The following is a 16,188-nucleotide window of genomic DNA, read 5'->3' on the forward strand; positions in this document are numbered from 1 at the left end:
GTGATTGAGATTCTGTGTAAGTGCTATTTTTGTTTAAGCAAGATATATGATAACAGAAGTTTTAAAAAAAAATGTCTATTTGTATTATCCTAACAATATATGTCTCTGGACTTCAATAGAAATATTAAAACCGAAACGATCTAACAGAATGTTTCGGTTTTTTTGTTACGTATTGATGAGGGTTAAAGGAGTTTTGTTGTTTGTGTTTTTAGATTTTTTGTGAGGAATTTTGGTTAAAAGTTTGTAGTATTAAGAATATTACAGTTAATTTGTTGAAATTATAATCTAAAATTCAAACAAAACCCATTTAAGACTGATGAATAAATACTTTAGTAATCTAGCATTCCATTTTTATGTTTAAGCTGTTGAAAAGAAAGCCCAGAGCTTATTCTAAGATTGAAAATCATATTTTCGGAATAATAACAGAGCTTTTAAAATTGAGCAGTACCGAAATCAATGGGGATGAATTAGGAGGGAAGTATTATTTAAGTAACGAAGAGCAGCATTTTAAAGTGACGGTCTTAGGTAATGATTATGTAATCCGACTAACCAATACAAGGGATTCAGTTGCTGAGAAGTATGATAAAGCTTTTGTGGATGACGTTTTGAAGGCAATAAAAGAAGAGAAGCATCGCAGAATGGAAGAGGTTTATGATTCTATAACCAATAACATAGAAAAAATGGCTGAGCGACTGCACAACACACTTAGAGAATCTAATGAGCAGGAAAATCAAAAAGTCAGAAAACTGGAAACCAAAGATCGCGAAAGTAAAAAAGTAAATTAAAATCTCCTTTCTTTTGGTTTTAGATCGGTTAAAATCTGATGACTTTATTTTTGCAGAATCATTTCTTCATAACTCAGGATGGTTTCATATCCTTTTGAAGCAAAATAAAATCTGGGATCTTCTTTGGAGATCACCATCACAAAATCTCCACCCCAGGCACCAAGGCTTTTTACGATTCCATTGAAATCGGGAAAAGCAATCTCTTTGATGGTTTCCATTTCCAGAATATCGCTTAAATGAACCTCGTGTTTTTCAGCAGCAAGAGCAAATTCCTTTGCTGTTTTAGCATTGATAAGGCTAGAAGTAATTTTGTTGTTTTCGGCTATATTTTGCGCTAAATTTTGATTTTTATTGTTGTAATAGGCTTTTATGGCTGCTTTACTATTCTGTTTTTTGTTGAGATATACAAAATGAATTTTATCTGTAAAATCCGGGTTAAAAGAGATCGGTTTTACAGCATTATTTTCAATTTGATAAACAATTGGCGTGTCATTTTGTGCACAGGCTATGTCATAACCGCTGCCTCCAAAACTGTTTTTTAGCAAAGTAAAAGCATTGATTTTCGTCCATTGCGCAACATTGTTCAATAAAGTTGACGAAGTGCCTAATCCCCAGTTTTTAGGAAATGTAAGATGGGTGCTGATTTTGTAACCATCAGTATCTTTTAGGAACTCCGGGTTCAGAAGATAAGCTTCATGAAGAATTTGAATCAAAGTCGTTTTTACAGTTTCGATTTCTGATTTTGGATTGTCGATGATCTTTGAAAAAGGAATTGAATCCTCAAACCATAGCTGTCCGTCAAAATCATAGCTTTTCCAGCTGATTTCCTGGTTTGTGCCATTTTCAACCACCAGATTTTGACCAAATTTGGTAGGTAAGGCAAAAGCGTCAGCTCCGTCTAAAACAAGGTATTCCCCGGAAATAAGCAATTTTCCGTTACTGTAAAAAGTTGTTTTCATTCTTCAATTATAAATTAAATTCCAATCCCCAAACGTCGTTATAAATTCCAAATTCCAATTAACCTTGGAACTTGGAATTTGAAGTTTGGAATTTAAATTTTTTACTTTTTTCTTAAATTTTCAATAAACTCGACCACAGCACTATGCGAAACGGCGCTTTTCTTGAAGTGAGTTTTAATTAAATGACGTTCTTCTTCAGTTGCTTCAAATTGATTGATAATATTGTTCAGGTGCATCTTCATGTGTCCCTCCTGGATTCCGGTAGTAGTTAAGGAACGTAAGGCAGCAAAGTTTTGTGCGAGACCGGCAACTGCAACAATTTCCATTAATTCTTTTGCAGAAGGTTTTTCAAGAATATCAAAACATAGTTTTACCAGTGGATGCAAAGAAGTCAATCCGCCTACCGTTCCCAGTGCTAAAGGAATTTCAAGCCAGAACGTAAAAATGCCGTCTTCTATTTTAGCATGAGATAAACTTGAATATTGACCATTTTTAGAAGCATAAGCGTGAACTCCGGCTTCGACTGCTCTAAAATCATTTCCGGTGGCCAGAATTACAGCGTCAATACCGTTCATAATTCCTTTATTGTGAGTAACAGCTCTGAAAGGTTCTACCTCGGCAATTTGAACCGCCTGTACAAAACGTTCGGCAAACTCTTGCGGATTCGGAATGTGTTTTTCTGTTAAATCTTCGATAGGGCAGGAAACTTCTGCTCTAACAATACAATTTGGTACATAATTAGACAAAATACTCATAATTACTTTTAGAGTCTCATCTTCCGAAAACAAATCAGAATGGTGAAATTCATCTTTTAATGTAGTCGCAAATTGCTCCAGACATGAGTTGATGAAATTCGCTCCCATGCTGTCTTTGGTTTCAAAAGTAGCGTGAAGCTGAAAATAATTTTCCAGAAGACTTCTTTTGTCTTTTAGTTTTATGTCTAAAATTCCGCCGCCGCGTTGTTGCATGTTTTTAGTAATGCTTTGCGTGTCGGTGAAGAATTTAGGTTTAATCTGATTGAAAAAAGACTGCAGTTTTTCAGCATCTCCGTTGAAGGTAAAATGTACCTGACCTATTTTTTCGGTAGCCATAACCGTTGCTTTAAAACCACCTCTGGTCGACCAGTATTTTGCTGCTTTTGATGCTGCGGCTACTACCGAACTTTCCTCAATTGCCATCGGAATTGTGGTATATTTTCCGTTGATTAGGAAATTTGGCGCTACTCCTAACGGGATGTAAAGGTTTGTAATGGTGTTTTCGATGAATTCATCGTGCAATTGCTGTAGCTTTTCGTCTGTATTCCAGTAATTTCTTATAATAGAAAGGGCTTCTTCAGGGCTTGAAAAATAGGTATTGGCAATCCAGTTTATTTTTTCTTTTTTGGATAATTTCGAAAATCCGGCAACGGCGTTGTTCATTCTCAGTATTTTAAATAATAAAGTTGCGGCAAAGATACTATTTTAAGACTTTTGTTTGCAATGTATTTGAAAATTGAAAACTACGCAATCGTTATTTTTTTTAACATTTAACAATTAAAATGGGTATTATGTTCATTTTTTTTATTAAAATTGGGCTCTTTTTTTATATTTAAAATAATTCTAATGAATACAGGTAAAATTACTGTTATATTTTTATTTTTAGTGACCACTATTTTTGGTCAGCAAAAAATTACTGTCGAAAATATTTATAGCGGAGCATTTCGGGCAAAAGGAATGGATGAACTGCAATCGTTAAAAAATACAGACCAATATACGGTACTAAATGTAGATCAGGCCAGCCGAAGCATGCAGATTGATTTGTACGATTTTGCAACACTAAAAAAAGTAGCCAATTTAATCGATACAAAGAATCATGCAGATCTTGCTGAAGGAATTGACAGTTATACTTTTGATGCCTCAGAGAAAAAGATTTTAATTGCCTGTAACAGCAAACAAATTTTCCGTCACTCGTTTACAGCAGATTACTTCTTATACGATATCACCACAAAAACGTTAAGCAAATTATTTGATTTTCAGATTCAGGAGCCAACTTTTTCTCCGGACGGAACTAAAATCGCATACGCAAAAGAGAATAACTTGTATGTGTATGATCTGGCTTCGAAAAAATCAACAGCAGTTACTACCGACGGAAAGAAAAATGCTGTTATTAACGGTATCACGGACTGGGTTTATGAAGAAGAGTTCTCCTTTGTTCGTGCCTTTGACTGGAGTAAAGACAGTAAAAAATTAGCTTACATCCGTTTTGATGAAAGTGCTGTTCCGGAATTTTCGATGTCAATCTTTCAAAAAGATTTATATCCAACAATTGAAACGTTTAAATATCCTAAGGCAGGAGAAAAAAACTCAGTAGTATCTTTACACATTTATGATGCAGTGAGTAATGCAGGTAAAAAAGTTGATTTAGGAAACTACAATGACTTTTATATTGCAAGATTACAATGGACAAATGATAACAATGTATTATCTGCTCAGGTTTTAAACCGTCATCAGGACAATCTGGATTTGTTGTTTGTAGATGGAACTACTGCTGCAACAAAAGTAGTTTTGAATGAAAAAGACAAGGCTTATGTGGATGTTACCGATAATTTGACCTTCTTAAAAGACAATAGCTTTATCTGGACCAGCGAAAAAGACGGGTTTAATCATATTTACTTATATGATAAAAACGGAAAACTTAAAAATCAGGTTACAAAAGGAAACTGGGAAGTAGTGTCTTACTACGGTTTCGATGAAAAAAATAAAACAATTTTCTATCAGTCTACAGAAAATGGTTCAATCAACAGAGATATTTATCGTATTGCTTTAGACGGAAAAAATAAAATTCGTTTGTCTAAAAATACAGGAACAAGTGCGGCAACTTTTAGTCCAAACTTTCAGTTTTTTATCAATACTTTCTCAAGCAGTACACAGCCTACTACTTATACTTTAAACGAGGCGAAAACAGGAAAAGAAATTCAGGTTATCGAAAACAATCAGGCACTTTCTGCTAAATTAACAGCTTACAATTTACCAACAAAAGAATTTTTTGTTTTAAAAACAGCTAAAGGCAATGAACTTAATGCGTGGATTTTAAAACCTAAAGACTTTGATTCTTCAAAAAAATATCCGGTTTTCATGTACCAGTATTCCGGGCCTGGTTCTCAGCAGGTAAACAACGATTGGAATAATTCAGACGACTATTGGTTTGCATCCCTAACACAACAAGGTTATATTGTGGTTTGTGTTGACGGTAGAGGAACTGGTTTTAAAGGGGCAGATTTCAAAAAAGTTACTCAAAAAGAATTAGGAAAATACGAAGTAGAAGATCAGATTGACGCCGCAAAAGTAATTGGAGCATATCCGTATGTGGATGCTTCAAGAATTGGAATATTTGGTTGGAGTTTTGGAGGATTTATGGCTTCAAATTGTATCTTCCAAGGGAATGATGTTTTCAAAATGGCTATTGCTGTTGCTCCGGTAACCAACTGGCGTTTTTATGACAGCGTTTACACGGAAAGATACATGCAGACTCCTCAGGAAAATGCAAGCGGGTACGATCAGAACTCTCCAATAAATCACGTTGACAAACTAAAAGGTAAGTTTTTATTGATTCACGGATCAGCAGATGATAACGTACACGTGCAAAACTCCATGCAAATGATGGAAGCATTGATTCAGGCCAATAAACAATTTGATTCTCAAATCTATCCGGACAAAAATCATGGTATTTATGGAGGAAAGACCAGAATTCAGCTATACAACAAAATGACTAACTTCATCAAAGAAAATTTATAATTATAAAACAAAACTAAAAACCTTAAATAAATAATAAAGAATATGGGAGAAACTCAGGTAAAAACAGCGCATCCAAAAGGACTTTGGGTATTATTCGGAACGGAGATGTGGGAGCGGTTCAACTTTTATGGAATGCGAGCTTTATTAACTTTATTTCTTGTAAATTCATTGTTGATGAAGGAAGAAGAGGCTTCTTTGATTTACGGAGGTTTCCTTGGGCTTTGTTATTTAACGCCAATGTTGGGAGGTTTTGTTGCCGATCGTTTCTTAGGAAACAGAAATTGTATCATCTTAGGAGGGTTGCTTATGGCAATCGGACAATTGTTGCTGTTTACCAGTGGTAGTGTGTTTGAAGGTAACAGAGCGTTTGCTACGATTATTATGTACACTGCATTAGGAGTTATCGTATTCGGTAACGGATTCTTCAAGCCAAACATTTCAAGTATGGTAGGAAGTTTGTATCCTAAACAGGAAAAGACAAAATTAGATAGTGCTTTTACTATTTTTTATATGGGTATCAATATTGGTGCTTTTTTAGGTCAGTCTATTTGCCCTTTGTTAGGAGATGTTAAAGATGCTGGTGGAGTTAGAGATATCCACGCTTTTAGATGGGGATTCCTTGCTGCTTCTGCTGCAATGTTTATCGGAACAATTCTTTTTTACTTCCTGAAAAATAAATATGTGGTTTCTCCTGAAGGAAAGCCATTAGGAGGTTTACCTTCTAAAAATGACGCCTCTGATTTTGAAGAAGGAGAAGCTCAGAAAGCTAATTTCTCAAGTAAAGCTTTAACAATTGCCGGAATCGCTTTTGTCGCTTTGGGATTCTTTTTCCATTATGTGGTAGGTCAGAACTTGATCTATACTTTGATTTATTCCAGTGGTTTGTCATTGGCCGGATTAATTATTTCGGATACTTCTTTGACTAAAGTAGAGAGAGACAGAATTATTGTAATTTACATCGTTTCTTTCTTTATTATTTTCTTCTGGGCAGCTTTTGAGCAGGCAGGTTCGTCATTGACTTTTATTGCAGACAACCAAACGGATAGAAATTTCTTCGGATGGCAAATGCCTCCGTCAATGGTTCAGATTTTTAACGGACTATTCGTAGTATTATTAGCAGTGCCGTTTAGTGTCCTTTGGGATACTTTGAGAGCTAAAGGTAAAGAACCAATTTCACCGGTAAAATTAGCCGTTGGTTTAGTGGTAATTTCAGTTAGTTTCTTTATGATTGCGACTCAGGTTTCTTATATCGGAACATCAGGGTTGTTATTGGTAAAATGGCTTATTTTATTATATTTCTTAAATACATGTGCTGAATTATGTTTGTCTCCAATTGGTTTGTCATTGGTGGGTAAACTTTCTCCAAAACGTTTTGCTTCGTTATTGTACGGAGTATTCTTCTTGTCAAATGCTTCAGGTTATGCTTTAGGAGGAACTTTAGGTTCAATCTTACCGGCAACCGGAGACAAATTTGCAAAAGCAAAAGAATTAGGAATTGACCTTCAGGCAGTTTTAGACAACAAAGTTACACCAACAGCTGAACAATTAGCTTTATTAGAGCACCACCAAATTAGTGCACATAACCACTTCTTTGCCGGATTCGAAATTCATAACTTATACGAATTCTTCATGGTATTTGTTGTTTTAACAGGTATTGCTGCAATTATTTTATTTGCTTTGACTCCATTTCTGAAAAGAATGATGCATGGTGTTAGATAACATAAATCGTAATCATATATAAAAAATTACCTACAGGTTTAGGCTTGTAGGTAATTTTAATTTTAAAGACTTTATAGTTATGTGGAAAAAACACCCAAAAGCATTGCCATTCCTGTTTCTGTCTGAAATGTGGGAACGTTTTGGTTATTATTTAATGATCGGAATTTTTACTTTATATCTGAAAGATGTAAAGAGCGGTTTTGCTATGACCGAGAAAGAGGCTTCTGATTTATACGGGACTTTTATTGCTTTGGTTTTTCTGACGCCGTTTATTGGCGGACTAATTGCCGATCGGTATTTAGGATATAGAAAATCAATCATCCTTGGCGGAATTTTAATGGGGGTTGGTTACTTCTTAATTGGAGTGCATGATTTGACCATGCTTTATATCGCCATGACTTTGATAATTGTTGGAAATGGTTTTTTTAAACCCAATATTTCTACATTACTGGGCAGTTTTTATTCTAAAGAAGAGTATAAAGATAAAAAAGATGAAGGCTACAATATTTTCTATATGGGGATTAATGTTGGAGGCTTTATCTGTAATTTCTTTGGAGCTGCTTTGCAAATCCTTTTGGGATGGCATTGGGCTTTTATGGCTGCCGGTGTCGGAATGTTTATAGGTGTTATTGTGTTTTTGTTGGGTACGAAGCATTATGTGGGACACGACCAGAAAAAAGGAGTGCAGGAAGGAGATATGCCTTTTTATAAAATTATACTGTTTATTTTATTGCCCTCTTTTGTTTTTGGAGCAATTGGCTGGTTGATAAAAGGAGTAGCTTCCGATGCTAATGTGAATAGTTCTATATTTGGTTCAGACAGTACAGACGCTTTCATTTTTGCATGTATTCCAATAGTCCTCTTTTACGGTTCGCTTTATTTTAAAGCAAAAACAGAAGATAAGCGATCAATAGGAGCTTTATTGGCTATTTTTGGAGTAGTGATTTTATTTTGGGCAGTCTTTAAGCTTAATGGCTCGGCGCTTACTACCTGGGCAGATCGATATACTGACAGAGAGGTAACTGGAACATCAGGTAAGGTAATTGCAAAGCTAAAACTGGCAAAAGAGGTCGAATATAAAAAGGACTCTACGGAACTATACGACGATCAGTTTCGTTTGCAAAAAGTAAACGGAGTGGTTAAGAAAGAAGTCAATTATCCTTTATATTTTAGAAATGTTGCTCCGGATAAATTACCGGCAGAAGGTGCTAAGGTTCATCTTTGGGCAACAAATTTAAGTCAGTCTATCAACCCGGGCTGGGTCGTTATATTAACTCCTTTGGTCGTTGCATTTTTCTCTTTTTTACGAATGCGTAAAAAAGAACCTTCAACACCTACAAAGATTGCTTTCGGTTTGCTGATTTCGGCGCTGTCTGTTTTGGTTATGATAGCTGCTGTAAAAATTGGGGGTAACGGTACAGAGAAAGTTAGTGCATGGTGGTTAGTAGCGAATTATGGTATTATAACAATTGGTGAATTGTTTTTGAGTCCCATGGGATTATCAGTAGTTTCCAAATTAAGTCCTGTTAACATCACTTCTTTAATGATGGGAGGCTGGTTTCTGTCAACTTCTATAGGGAATAAACTAAGTGGTGTTTTAGCCAGTATGTGGGATAGCTACGACAATAAAGTCAACTTTTTTTGGGTAAATTTTGCGCTGTTAATGTTTGCGACAATATTGATGTTTGCTTTAGTAAAGCAACTTAACAAAGTGATGAAAGAGAGAGGAATTAATTAATTATTTATAAATAAATGGAGCAAAAAATCACTTTAGAAGAAATTCAAAATTTTAAAGGCAATTATCCGAAACAATTATGGTATTTGTTTTTTGTCGAAATGTGGGAGCGTTTTTGCTTTTACGGAATGCGTGGGGTTTTGGTTATTTTTATGGTCGATCAGCTTTTCTTGAAAGAAGATCATGCCAGCGAGCAGTATGGTGCTATTCAGGCTTTTGTATATGCTTTTACTTTTATTGGAGGTATTTTTGCCGATAAAGTATTAGGGTTTAAAAAATCGTTGTTTTTTGGAGGAATCGTCATGATTCTGGGGAACCTTTTGATCGCTATTGCGCCTCATGATTTCTTTTATTACGGAATTGCTTTTTCTATTATTGGGACAGGTTTTTTTAAACCCAATGTTTCCTCGATGGTCGGAGAATTGTATCATGAAGATGATGGTCGAAGAGATGCAGGTTATGGGATGTTTTATGCCGGTATAAATGTTGGCGGACTTTTTGGTGGTGCTTTGTGTGTGTATTTAGGGAAGTTTTATTCTTGGCAATTGTGCTTTTTATCCGCTGCAATTGTAATGTTTTTAGGGTTGATCACCTTCTTGTTTACTAAAAAATATTTAGGACCAATTGGTGATTCTCCGTTATTGAATTTAACACCACAAAAGAGACGAATTCGTGAGATAGCCGTATATGCTGTGTCTATTTTGAGTTTGCCTTTTATTTTTATAATGGTTAAGAATACGAAGTATACGGATTATTTTATGTATACTATTGGTACAGTTGCTGTTTTGTATTTTGCTTATGAATTGTTTAAACTGGGAGATCCTAAATTGCAAAAGAAGCTTTTTGCTGCTTTTCTGTTTGTATTTTTCTATTTCCTGTTCAATTCTATTTACGAACAAAGTGGTGGATCGTTATCGCTTTTTGCAAAAGATAATTTGAATAATAAATTGTTGTTTTTTACAATTGATCCCAACGTTGTGAACAACAGTTCGAATACTTTTTTTGTAGTAGTTTTAAGTCCGCTTATTGGTTTGTTGTGGATTTGGTTAGGGAAACGGAAAATTGAACCAAATACTTTGATTAAATTCGGAATTGGGTTTTTATTCCTGGCAGCTTCCTTTTACATCTTCTATCTGACCAAATTCTTTGCTGATGCTAACGGAATTGCTTCATTGAATGTCTTTACGTTTGCTTATCTGATAACCACTATTGGGGAACTTTGTCTGGGGCCAATTGGAATGTCAATCATTACCAAATTATCTCCAAAAAGATTATTCGGAATGATGATGGGGTTGTGGTTCCTGGCAAGTGCTTTTGGACAGTTGGCTGCGGGTAAACTGGGGGCCGAGATTTCCAGATCAAATACTGGCGACACCTTGATTTCTAAATTACAATCGTATACAGAAGGTTACTATCAACTGGCTATTTATTCGCTAGTTGCGGGCTTGATATTATTAGCAATTTCGCCAATTATTAGGAAATTAATGCAAGAAGTAAAATAGACGACATTTTACGATTCTTTTTTTGTTTAAATTTGTGTGTAAAATAAAAGGATATGAAAAAAATATTTTTAATAACGCTTTTTTTAGCGGGAGCATTTGTAACGCAGGCACAAGAGTTAAAATGGTATACGGATGTTAAAGAAGCGATCACTGTTAGTAATAAAGAGAAAAAACCTCTGTTAATGTTTTTTACCGGAAGTGACTGGTGTGGGTGGTGTATTCGTTTGCAGAATGAGGTTTTAAAAACCGCTGAATTCAAAAAATGGGCGACCGAGAATGTAGTGTTGGTTGAGCTTGATTATCCAAGAAGAACGCCTCAGACACCAGAGCTTAAGAATCAGAATAATGAATTACAGCAGGCATTTGGAATTCAGGGATTCCCAACTATTTATTTCACAAGCGCAGAGTCAAAAGACGGGAAAGTGAATTTTAAAGGATTGGGGCAGACAGGATATGTTGCGGGTGGTCCGACTGCCTGGTTAACAGTTGCTGAAGGAATTGTACATCCTAAAAAATCGTAGCGTAAACATTAAATTACAATTATAGTTAGAAAAACTCCTTGCCTTTTGGTAAGGAGTTTTTTTGTTTCGTAAGAAAAAGCAATAACTAAATTTTACACTTATTGTGTATTTTGTAATTTATTTTGGTTAAAAAAATACATAATATATTTTTTGTATTAATAAAAATTGGAAAATTAAAATATTATGTTAATTTCGTCTTAATATTCTAACCAAAAACCAATTTAATATGACCAAAAAAATACTTATCCTACTGTTTTTTTTAGGTTCAATTTTTATGCAGGCGCAGAATTTAGTTTGGAAAACAAATATGACGGATGCTATTGCGCTTAGTAATGAACAGAAAAAACCAATGCTAATTTTATTCACTGCCTCAGGTGTGCCGGAAAATCTTCAGAACGAAATTTTTAAAACTCCAGACTTTGCGGTTTGGTCCCGTGACAACGTTATTCTTGTAAAACTTGATTTGTCTGACAGTACAGCGGATGAAAGTGATAGAGAACAAAAGCTCAAATTGAAAAATGCTTTTGGAGTGGAGGACTTGCCTGAAGTTTGTTTTGCAAGTGCTTCGATTAGAAAAAATAAAACCACATTTAGCGCTTTAGGTAAAATTGCGTATAAACCAGGTGGTGCAAAAGCCTGGATCGCGGAGTCAAATGCAATTTTGCATTCAGGTGAGTAGTAAGATTTAAATTAAGTTTCTTAGTTTAATTTGTAGATTCCCTTTTTGCTCTTGAGTGAGAAGGGATTTTTTTTTGAACGGTTTATCCGGATAATCAATGGTTTTGTTATTTAAAAGGGTATATTTTTTATTTTCTTAAAAATCCAAGACTTTATTAATGAATTTGAATTTATGTTGCTTTTTTAACTCATTTTATTTGATTTTCACTTGTTTGGTGAAGATATTATGTTAATTTAGTCGCATTAACCTACTTAAAAAACCAATTTAGTATGAACCGAAAATTACTTATTTTATTACTTTTTTTAGGTTCGTTTGGCCTGCATTCGCAAAATTTGATTTGGAAAACAGATATGAATGATGCTATAATGGCGAGTGATTCACAAAAACGGCCCTTATTAATTTTTTTCACTGCTGCCGGAGTTTCGCAGAGAATCCAGAGTGAAATTTTTGTTACACCTGACTTTGCAGTATGGTCGCGTGATAATGTCATTTTGGTAAAACTGGATATGTCAGATACAGAAGCATCTGATATGGTAAAGGAGCAAAATGTCAAGTTAAAAAACGCTTTAGGCATTCAGGAACTTCCGCAAGTATGTCTTTTAATGGCTTCCGTCAGAAAAGGCAAAACTACTTTTAATAACTTAGGTTTGGTTCCGTACAAGCAAGGTGGCGCAAAAGCTTGGATTGCAGATGCAAATTTAATTCTGAATCCCTGAATCTTGTAGAATTAAACGAACTATTTTGTCTTTTCGGACTAAGTTTGATTTATTAGTTTAAAGAATAAAATCCCTTTTCGGCTGTGGCATGAAAAGGGATGTTTTTCTTACGGCAACTGCTTTTCCAGATTTTTTGAATAGAGTAAGAATTTGATGCATCTGCAATTATAATTTTAGGATGCAGTTCTTTCAGAACGCGGTCTAAATTGATTTTCGGGGATTGAATCAACAATACTATGTCAGGTGGAGAGCTGATTTTATAAACTCCGGAACTGTCAATCACTAAGATCTTTTTTCCATTAAAATATAGCAGGTTTTTGATGCTGACAGTAGCGCTTAATTGGCTAAAATCACTCGACAGATAAGAACTTAGAAGAGTAGCTTTTGGGGATTGAAGTAAAAGAGTATCATTTGAAAACACTTTGATACGACCTCCATTTTTCTGAGAAATTATAGAGTTGTTTTTTGTGTGAAAAACGATCATTTCACGTTTGGTTGTGGTTTCTCTCTTGGTATAAATCATAGAAATCTGAAATGCTATAATTGAAATCAATGCAGCGAAAGTTGTATTGTAATTTTTTTTCTTACCCCAGATTATAGCAGAAATAATTAGAAAGTAAGAGGAGATAAGAAGACAAAAGTTGAAGCTAATGTTGCGAATAACAAACCACTCGAGTGATGCAATATAATGGATGGTATAGTTTAAGAAGAAAATACTTTTTTCAAATATCGCAGTGAGGACCATTGGAGGAGGACAAAAAACAGCAATAAGCAATACTAGGATCCCGGCAATCATGATAAAAGATAATATTGGGATCATAACAATATTGGTAACAAAAAATAATCCCGGAAACTGGTGAAAGTAATACAAGCATAAAGGTAATGTGCCTATTTGGGCAGCGAAAGAAACGGTTAGTGCATTCCAAAGAAATTTTGTGATCTTCAGCTTCGGAGACCAGATACTGTTTAAGAGAGGCTGTAGCCAAAGAATGAAAAACAAAGCAAGATAACTTAACTGAAAACCAACATCAAACAAAAAGTAAGGCTCGAAGAGTAGGATTAAAAACAAAGAGACAAGTAAAGTATGATACGTACTTCCTGTTCTTCTCAGATGGCTGCCAACAGCAAGAAAAGAAAACATGACAACAGAACGAAGTACCGACGGAGATAATCCTGAGATTACGGCAAAAAGTGCGAGAGATAACAGTATTGAAATCAATTTTAATAAAGAGCCCTTTCGTGTGTTGGGAACAGGTTTTAAAATAAAACTAATGAACAGCATGATAAAACCAACATGAAGACCGGAAACCGACAGAATGTGCGTAGCCCCTGAGAACTGATAATCCTGAATCAAATCATTTGAAATTTCTTGTCGCTGTCCCAATATAAGAGCAAGTGCAACGTTCATTTCCGTTTGACGAAAACCTGTTTTTTTCAGATTATTATAAATTCTGGAGTGTAAACGTCCGCAGTAATACCAGATGTCTTTTTGAAGTTTTTTATTAACCGCGATTTCTGTTTTATTGAGGTACAACTGACCATAAATCTGTTTATCTGAAAGGTATTTTTGGTAGTCAAACTGATTTGGGTTTTTATTCGCGCTAGTACGTTGTAAAATGGTTTTGACTTTTATTATGTTTCCAATAATAATTGGATTTTCGGCACTGTCCTTTTCTACATTTACAAGAATTTTTCCGGAGTAATTCCTGTTGTTGATTTTCTTTACCTGCACATAGTAGCGGTCGCTGTATGTGTTGCTTTTTAGTTTTTCGCGTACCACAAAAGTTATCGTTTGAGGAGAGCTAAAAACTTCTTTACAATGGGTATAGTTGGATTCTTGCAGCGATTCTGTATGCAGTAAAAGTGTTGCAATGCCAATAAGGAAAGAAATGAAAGAGATACTTATTCCAAAATAGATACTTCGCTTGTTATTCTTTTGAAGGGAAGTGTAAACTAGTAAAAAAGCAGTAAAACCAAGAATAAAAATGGAAGTTACTACTGAGAATTTTGACGGGTAATAATAAGCAACCAAAATACCACAGCTAAACCAAATGGTAATTTTAGTTAAAGGAAAATCTAATACTTTCATGAGTCAAAAGTATTAAATTATTTGTAAGAAAAAAGATATATTTTATGTAGTTATTCTAGTACCCTGTTGATTTGAGCAAATGAATTTTGATAATAAGGTTCTTTAGTAGATGAAATAATGACTCCCTTTGAGGTAGAAGAATGCACAAATTTGATCTCGTCTGATTTTACTTCTACGATAAGCCCAACATGATTGATCTGTTTGCTTCTGTTTGTTTTGAAGAAAATTAAATCCCCTTTTTGGGCGTCATTAAATTTAATGATTCTTCCCACCTTAGCCTGCTCAAAAGAGTTTCGGGGTAGTTTTATATTTTCCGACTCAAAAGTGGTAAACACTAATCCGGAGCAGTCGTAGCCACTTTTGGTGGTGCCTCCGGCTTTGTATCGCACCCCAATATTGTCTGTTGCGTGTTCGATTAAATGCGTAACCGTATATCTGTTTTCCCGCTTTGATTCTTTGTTGCCCACCGCAGTTGAAGCCGATTTACAGGAAGCAAAAAGGACAGTGATGAGTATTAAATAATAGATTCTTTTCAAAGCAAGAAGTTTTAAACGTGTTTTAAATCAGCTACAATAAGCTTTGCGGTTTTTTTACTGGCTCCGACACCTCCCAGTTTTTGCTCTAAGATGTCATAATTCTTTAATAATTTTTCACGATAGTCAGAAGTCAGTAATTTTTGTAATTCTTCTTTAATTCGTTTCGTGTTACATTCACTCTGAATTAATTCTGTAACCACTTCTTCATCCATGATTAAATTGACAAGTGAAATATATTTTAGCGTGATAATGCGCTTGGCAATTTGATAGGAAATAGCACTTCCTTTGTAGCAGACTACTTCGGGCACTTTAAAAAGAGCCGTTTCTAATGTAGCTGTTCCGGATGTTACCAGAGCTGCGGTTGAAGAGCGTAACAAATCATACGTTTTGTTCGATACAAATTTGATGTTTTTATTGCTGATGAATTGCTGATAAAACTCAAAATCCTGACTTGGAGCACCGGCAATTACAAATTCATAATCCTGAAAATCATCCACCACACTTAGCATCACACTCAGCATTTTTGTAATTTCCTGTTGACGGCTTCCGGGTAGCACCGCAATAATAGGTTTCTCTCCCAGTTGGTTTTCTTTTCTGAAGGTTGTTTCGTCAAAAGAAGGCTGATTCTGAATAGCATCAATCAGAGGATGCCCAACAAAATCGACCGGAAAATGATGTTTGTCCTCGTAAAAGCTTTTTTCGAAAGGTAAAATCACAAACATCTTGTCAATATCATTTTTGATTGCCGTGATACGATTCTCTTTCCAGGCCCAGATTTGCGGCGAAATATAATAATGCGTTTTATAATGTAAAGCTTTGGCCCATTTTGCTATACGCATATTAAAACCCGGATAATCTATAAAAATCAAAACATCAGGTTGAAATGCCGTGATATCCTTCTTGCAAATTTTAATATTGTTTAATATGGTTTTTAAATTGAAAAGAACTTCAACAAACCCCATGAAAGCCAGTTCGCGGTAATGTTTTACCAGAGTTCCTCCGGCTTTTTGCATTAAATCACCGCCCCAAAATCTAATTTCCGCCTGAGGATCTTCCTCATATAGTGCTTTCATTAAATTAGAACCATGTAAATCTCCTGACGCTTCACCAGCTATTATGTAGTACTTCATATTGATTTTTTTGAAAGTGTGTTTCCAACTTTAAACGCAAAATA

At 35.0% G+C, this 16,188-nt stretch carries 13 protein-coding genes; 8 read left to right on the forward strand and 5 right to left on the reverse strand.

Annotated elements, in window-relative coordinates; genetic code table 11:
• The first annotated feature begins 353 nt into the window (after window positions 1–353).
• Window positions 354–785, forward strand: a complete 432-nt coding sequence (locus C245_RS0101355; RefSeq protein WP_017494789.1) for a hypothetical protein — start codon at window positions 354–356, stop codon at window positions 783–785.
• A gap of 44 nt (window positions 786–829) precedes the next feature.
• Here the strand turns inward: C245_RS0101355 and C245_RS0101360 are convergent, their stop codons facing one another.
• Window positions 830–1,744, reverse strand: coding sequence for a GYDIA family GHMP kinase (locus tag C245_RS0101360; protein ID WP_017494790.1), 915 nt, complete (start codon window positions 1,742–1,744; stop codon window positions 830–832).
• Window positions 1,745–1,845: 101 nt separating this feature from the next.
• Complete coding sequence (locus tag C245_RS0101365; RefSeq protein WP_017494791.1) at window positions 1,846–3,162, reverse strand: hydroxymethylglutaryl-CoA reductase, degradative; 1,317 nt, start codon at window positions 3,160–3,162, stop codon at window positions 1,846–1,848.
• A gap of 183 nt (window positions 3,163–3,345) precedes the next feature.
• On the opposite strand from C245_RS0101365, the gene C245_RS0101370 reads away from it, so the two are divergent.
• The 7 genes from C245_RS0101370 (at window position 3,346) to C245_RS0101400 (ending at window position 12,389) form a co-directional block, all read left to right on the forward strand.
• Entirely contained in the window at window positions 3,346–5,517 is a 2,172-nt protein-coding gene (locus tag C245_RS0101370; protein WP_017494792.1) for a S9 family peptidase, read from the forward strand.
• A gap of 42 nt (window positions 5,518–5,559) precedes the next feature.
• The gene (locus tag C245_RS0101375) at window positions 5,560–7,236 is read left to right on the forward strand and encodes a peptide MFS transporter (RefSeq protein WP_017494793.1); all 1,677 of its coding nucleotides are present in this window, start codon (window positions 5,560–5,562) and stop codon (window positions 7,234–7,236) included.
• 79 nt (window positions 7,237–7,315) lie between these two features.
• Window positions 7,316–8,974, forward strand: a complete 1,659-nt coding sequence (locus C245_RS0101380; protein ID WP_017494794.1) for a peptide MFS transporter — start codon at window positions 7,316–7,318, stop codon at window positions 8,972–8,974.
• Window positions 8,975–8,988: 14 nt separating this feature from the next.
• Window positions 8,989–10,473, forward strand: a complete 1,485-nt coding sequence (locus C245_RS0101385; protein WP_017494795.1) for a peptide MFS transporter — start codon at window positions 8,989–8,991, stop codon at window positions 10,471–10,473.
• Window positions 10,474–10,526: 53 nt separating this feature from the next.
• Window positions 10,527–10,994 carry a thioredoxin family protein gene (locus C245_RS0101390; protein WP_017494796.1) on the forward strand — a complete coding sequence of 156 codons (468 nt, stop codon included), beginning with the start codon at window positions 10,527–10,529 and terminating at the stop codon, window positions 10,992–10,994.
• Window positions 10,995–11,220: 226 nt separating this feature from the next.
• The gene (locus C245_RS0101395) at window positions 11,221–11,673 is read left to right on the forward strand and encodes a hypothetical protein (protein WP_017494797.1); all 453 of its coding nucleotides are present in this window, start codon (window positions 11,221–11,223) and stop codon (window positions 11,671–11,673) included.
• 269 nt (window positions 11,674–11,942) lie between these two features.
• Window positions 11,943–12,389, forward strand: coding sequence for a hypothetical protein (locus tag C245_RS0101400; protein WP_017494798.1), 447 nt, complete (start codon window positions 11,943–11,945; stop codon window positions 12,387–12,389).
• A gap of 52 nt (window positions 12,390–12,441) precedes the next feature.
• Here C245_RS0101400 and C245_RS0101405 read toward each other — a convergent pair whose 3' ends face one another.
• Genes C245_RS0101405 through lpxB form a run of 3 tightly spaced genes read right to left on the reverse strand, consistent with a single transcriptional unit; the run spans window position 12,442 to window position 16,144 of the window.
• Entirely contained in the window at window positions 12,442–14,478 is a 2,037-nt protein-coding gene (locus C245_RS0101405) for a ComEC/Rec2 family competence protein (protein ID WP_017494799.1), read from the reverse strand.
• Between the two features lie 50 nt (window positions 14,479–14,528).
• Window positions 14,529–15,014 (reverse strand): C40 family peptidase, encoded by a 486-nt coding sequence (locus C245_RS0101410; protein ID WP_017494800.1) that lies wholly within the window; start codon window positions 15,012–15,014, stop codon window positions 14,529–14,531.
• Between the two features lie 11 nt (window positions 15,015–15,025).
• Window positions 15,026–16,144, reverse strand: coding sequence for a lipid-A-disaccharide synthase (gene lpxB / locus C245_RS0101415; RefSeq protein WP_017494801.1), 1,119 nt, complete (start codon window positions 16,142–16,144; stop codon window positions 15,026–15,028).
• Window positions 16,145–16,188 lie beyond the last annotated feature (44 nt).

It is taken from the genome of Flavobacterium sp. WG21 (genome assembly GCF_000335775.1).
Taxonomy (GTDB): Bacteria; Bacteroidota; Bacteroidia; order Flavobacteriales; family Flavobacteriaceae; genus Flavobacterium; species Flavobacterium tructae.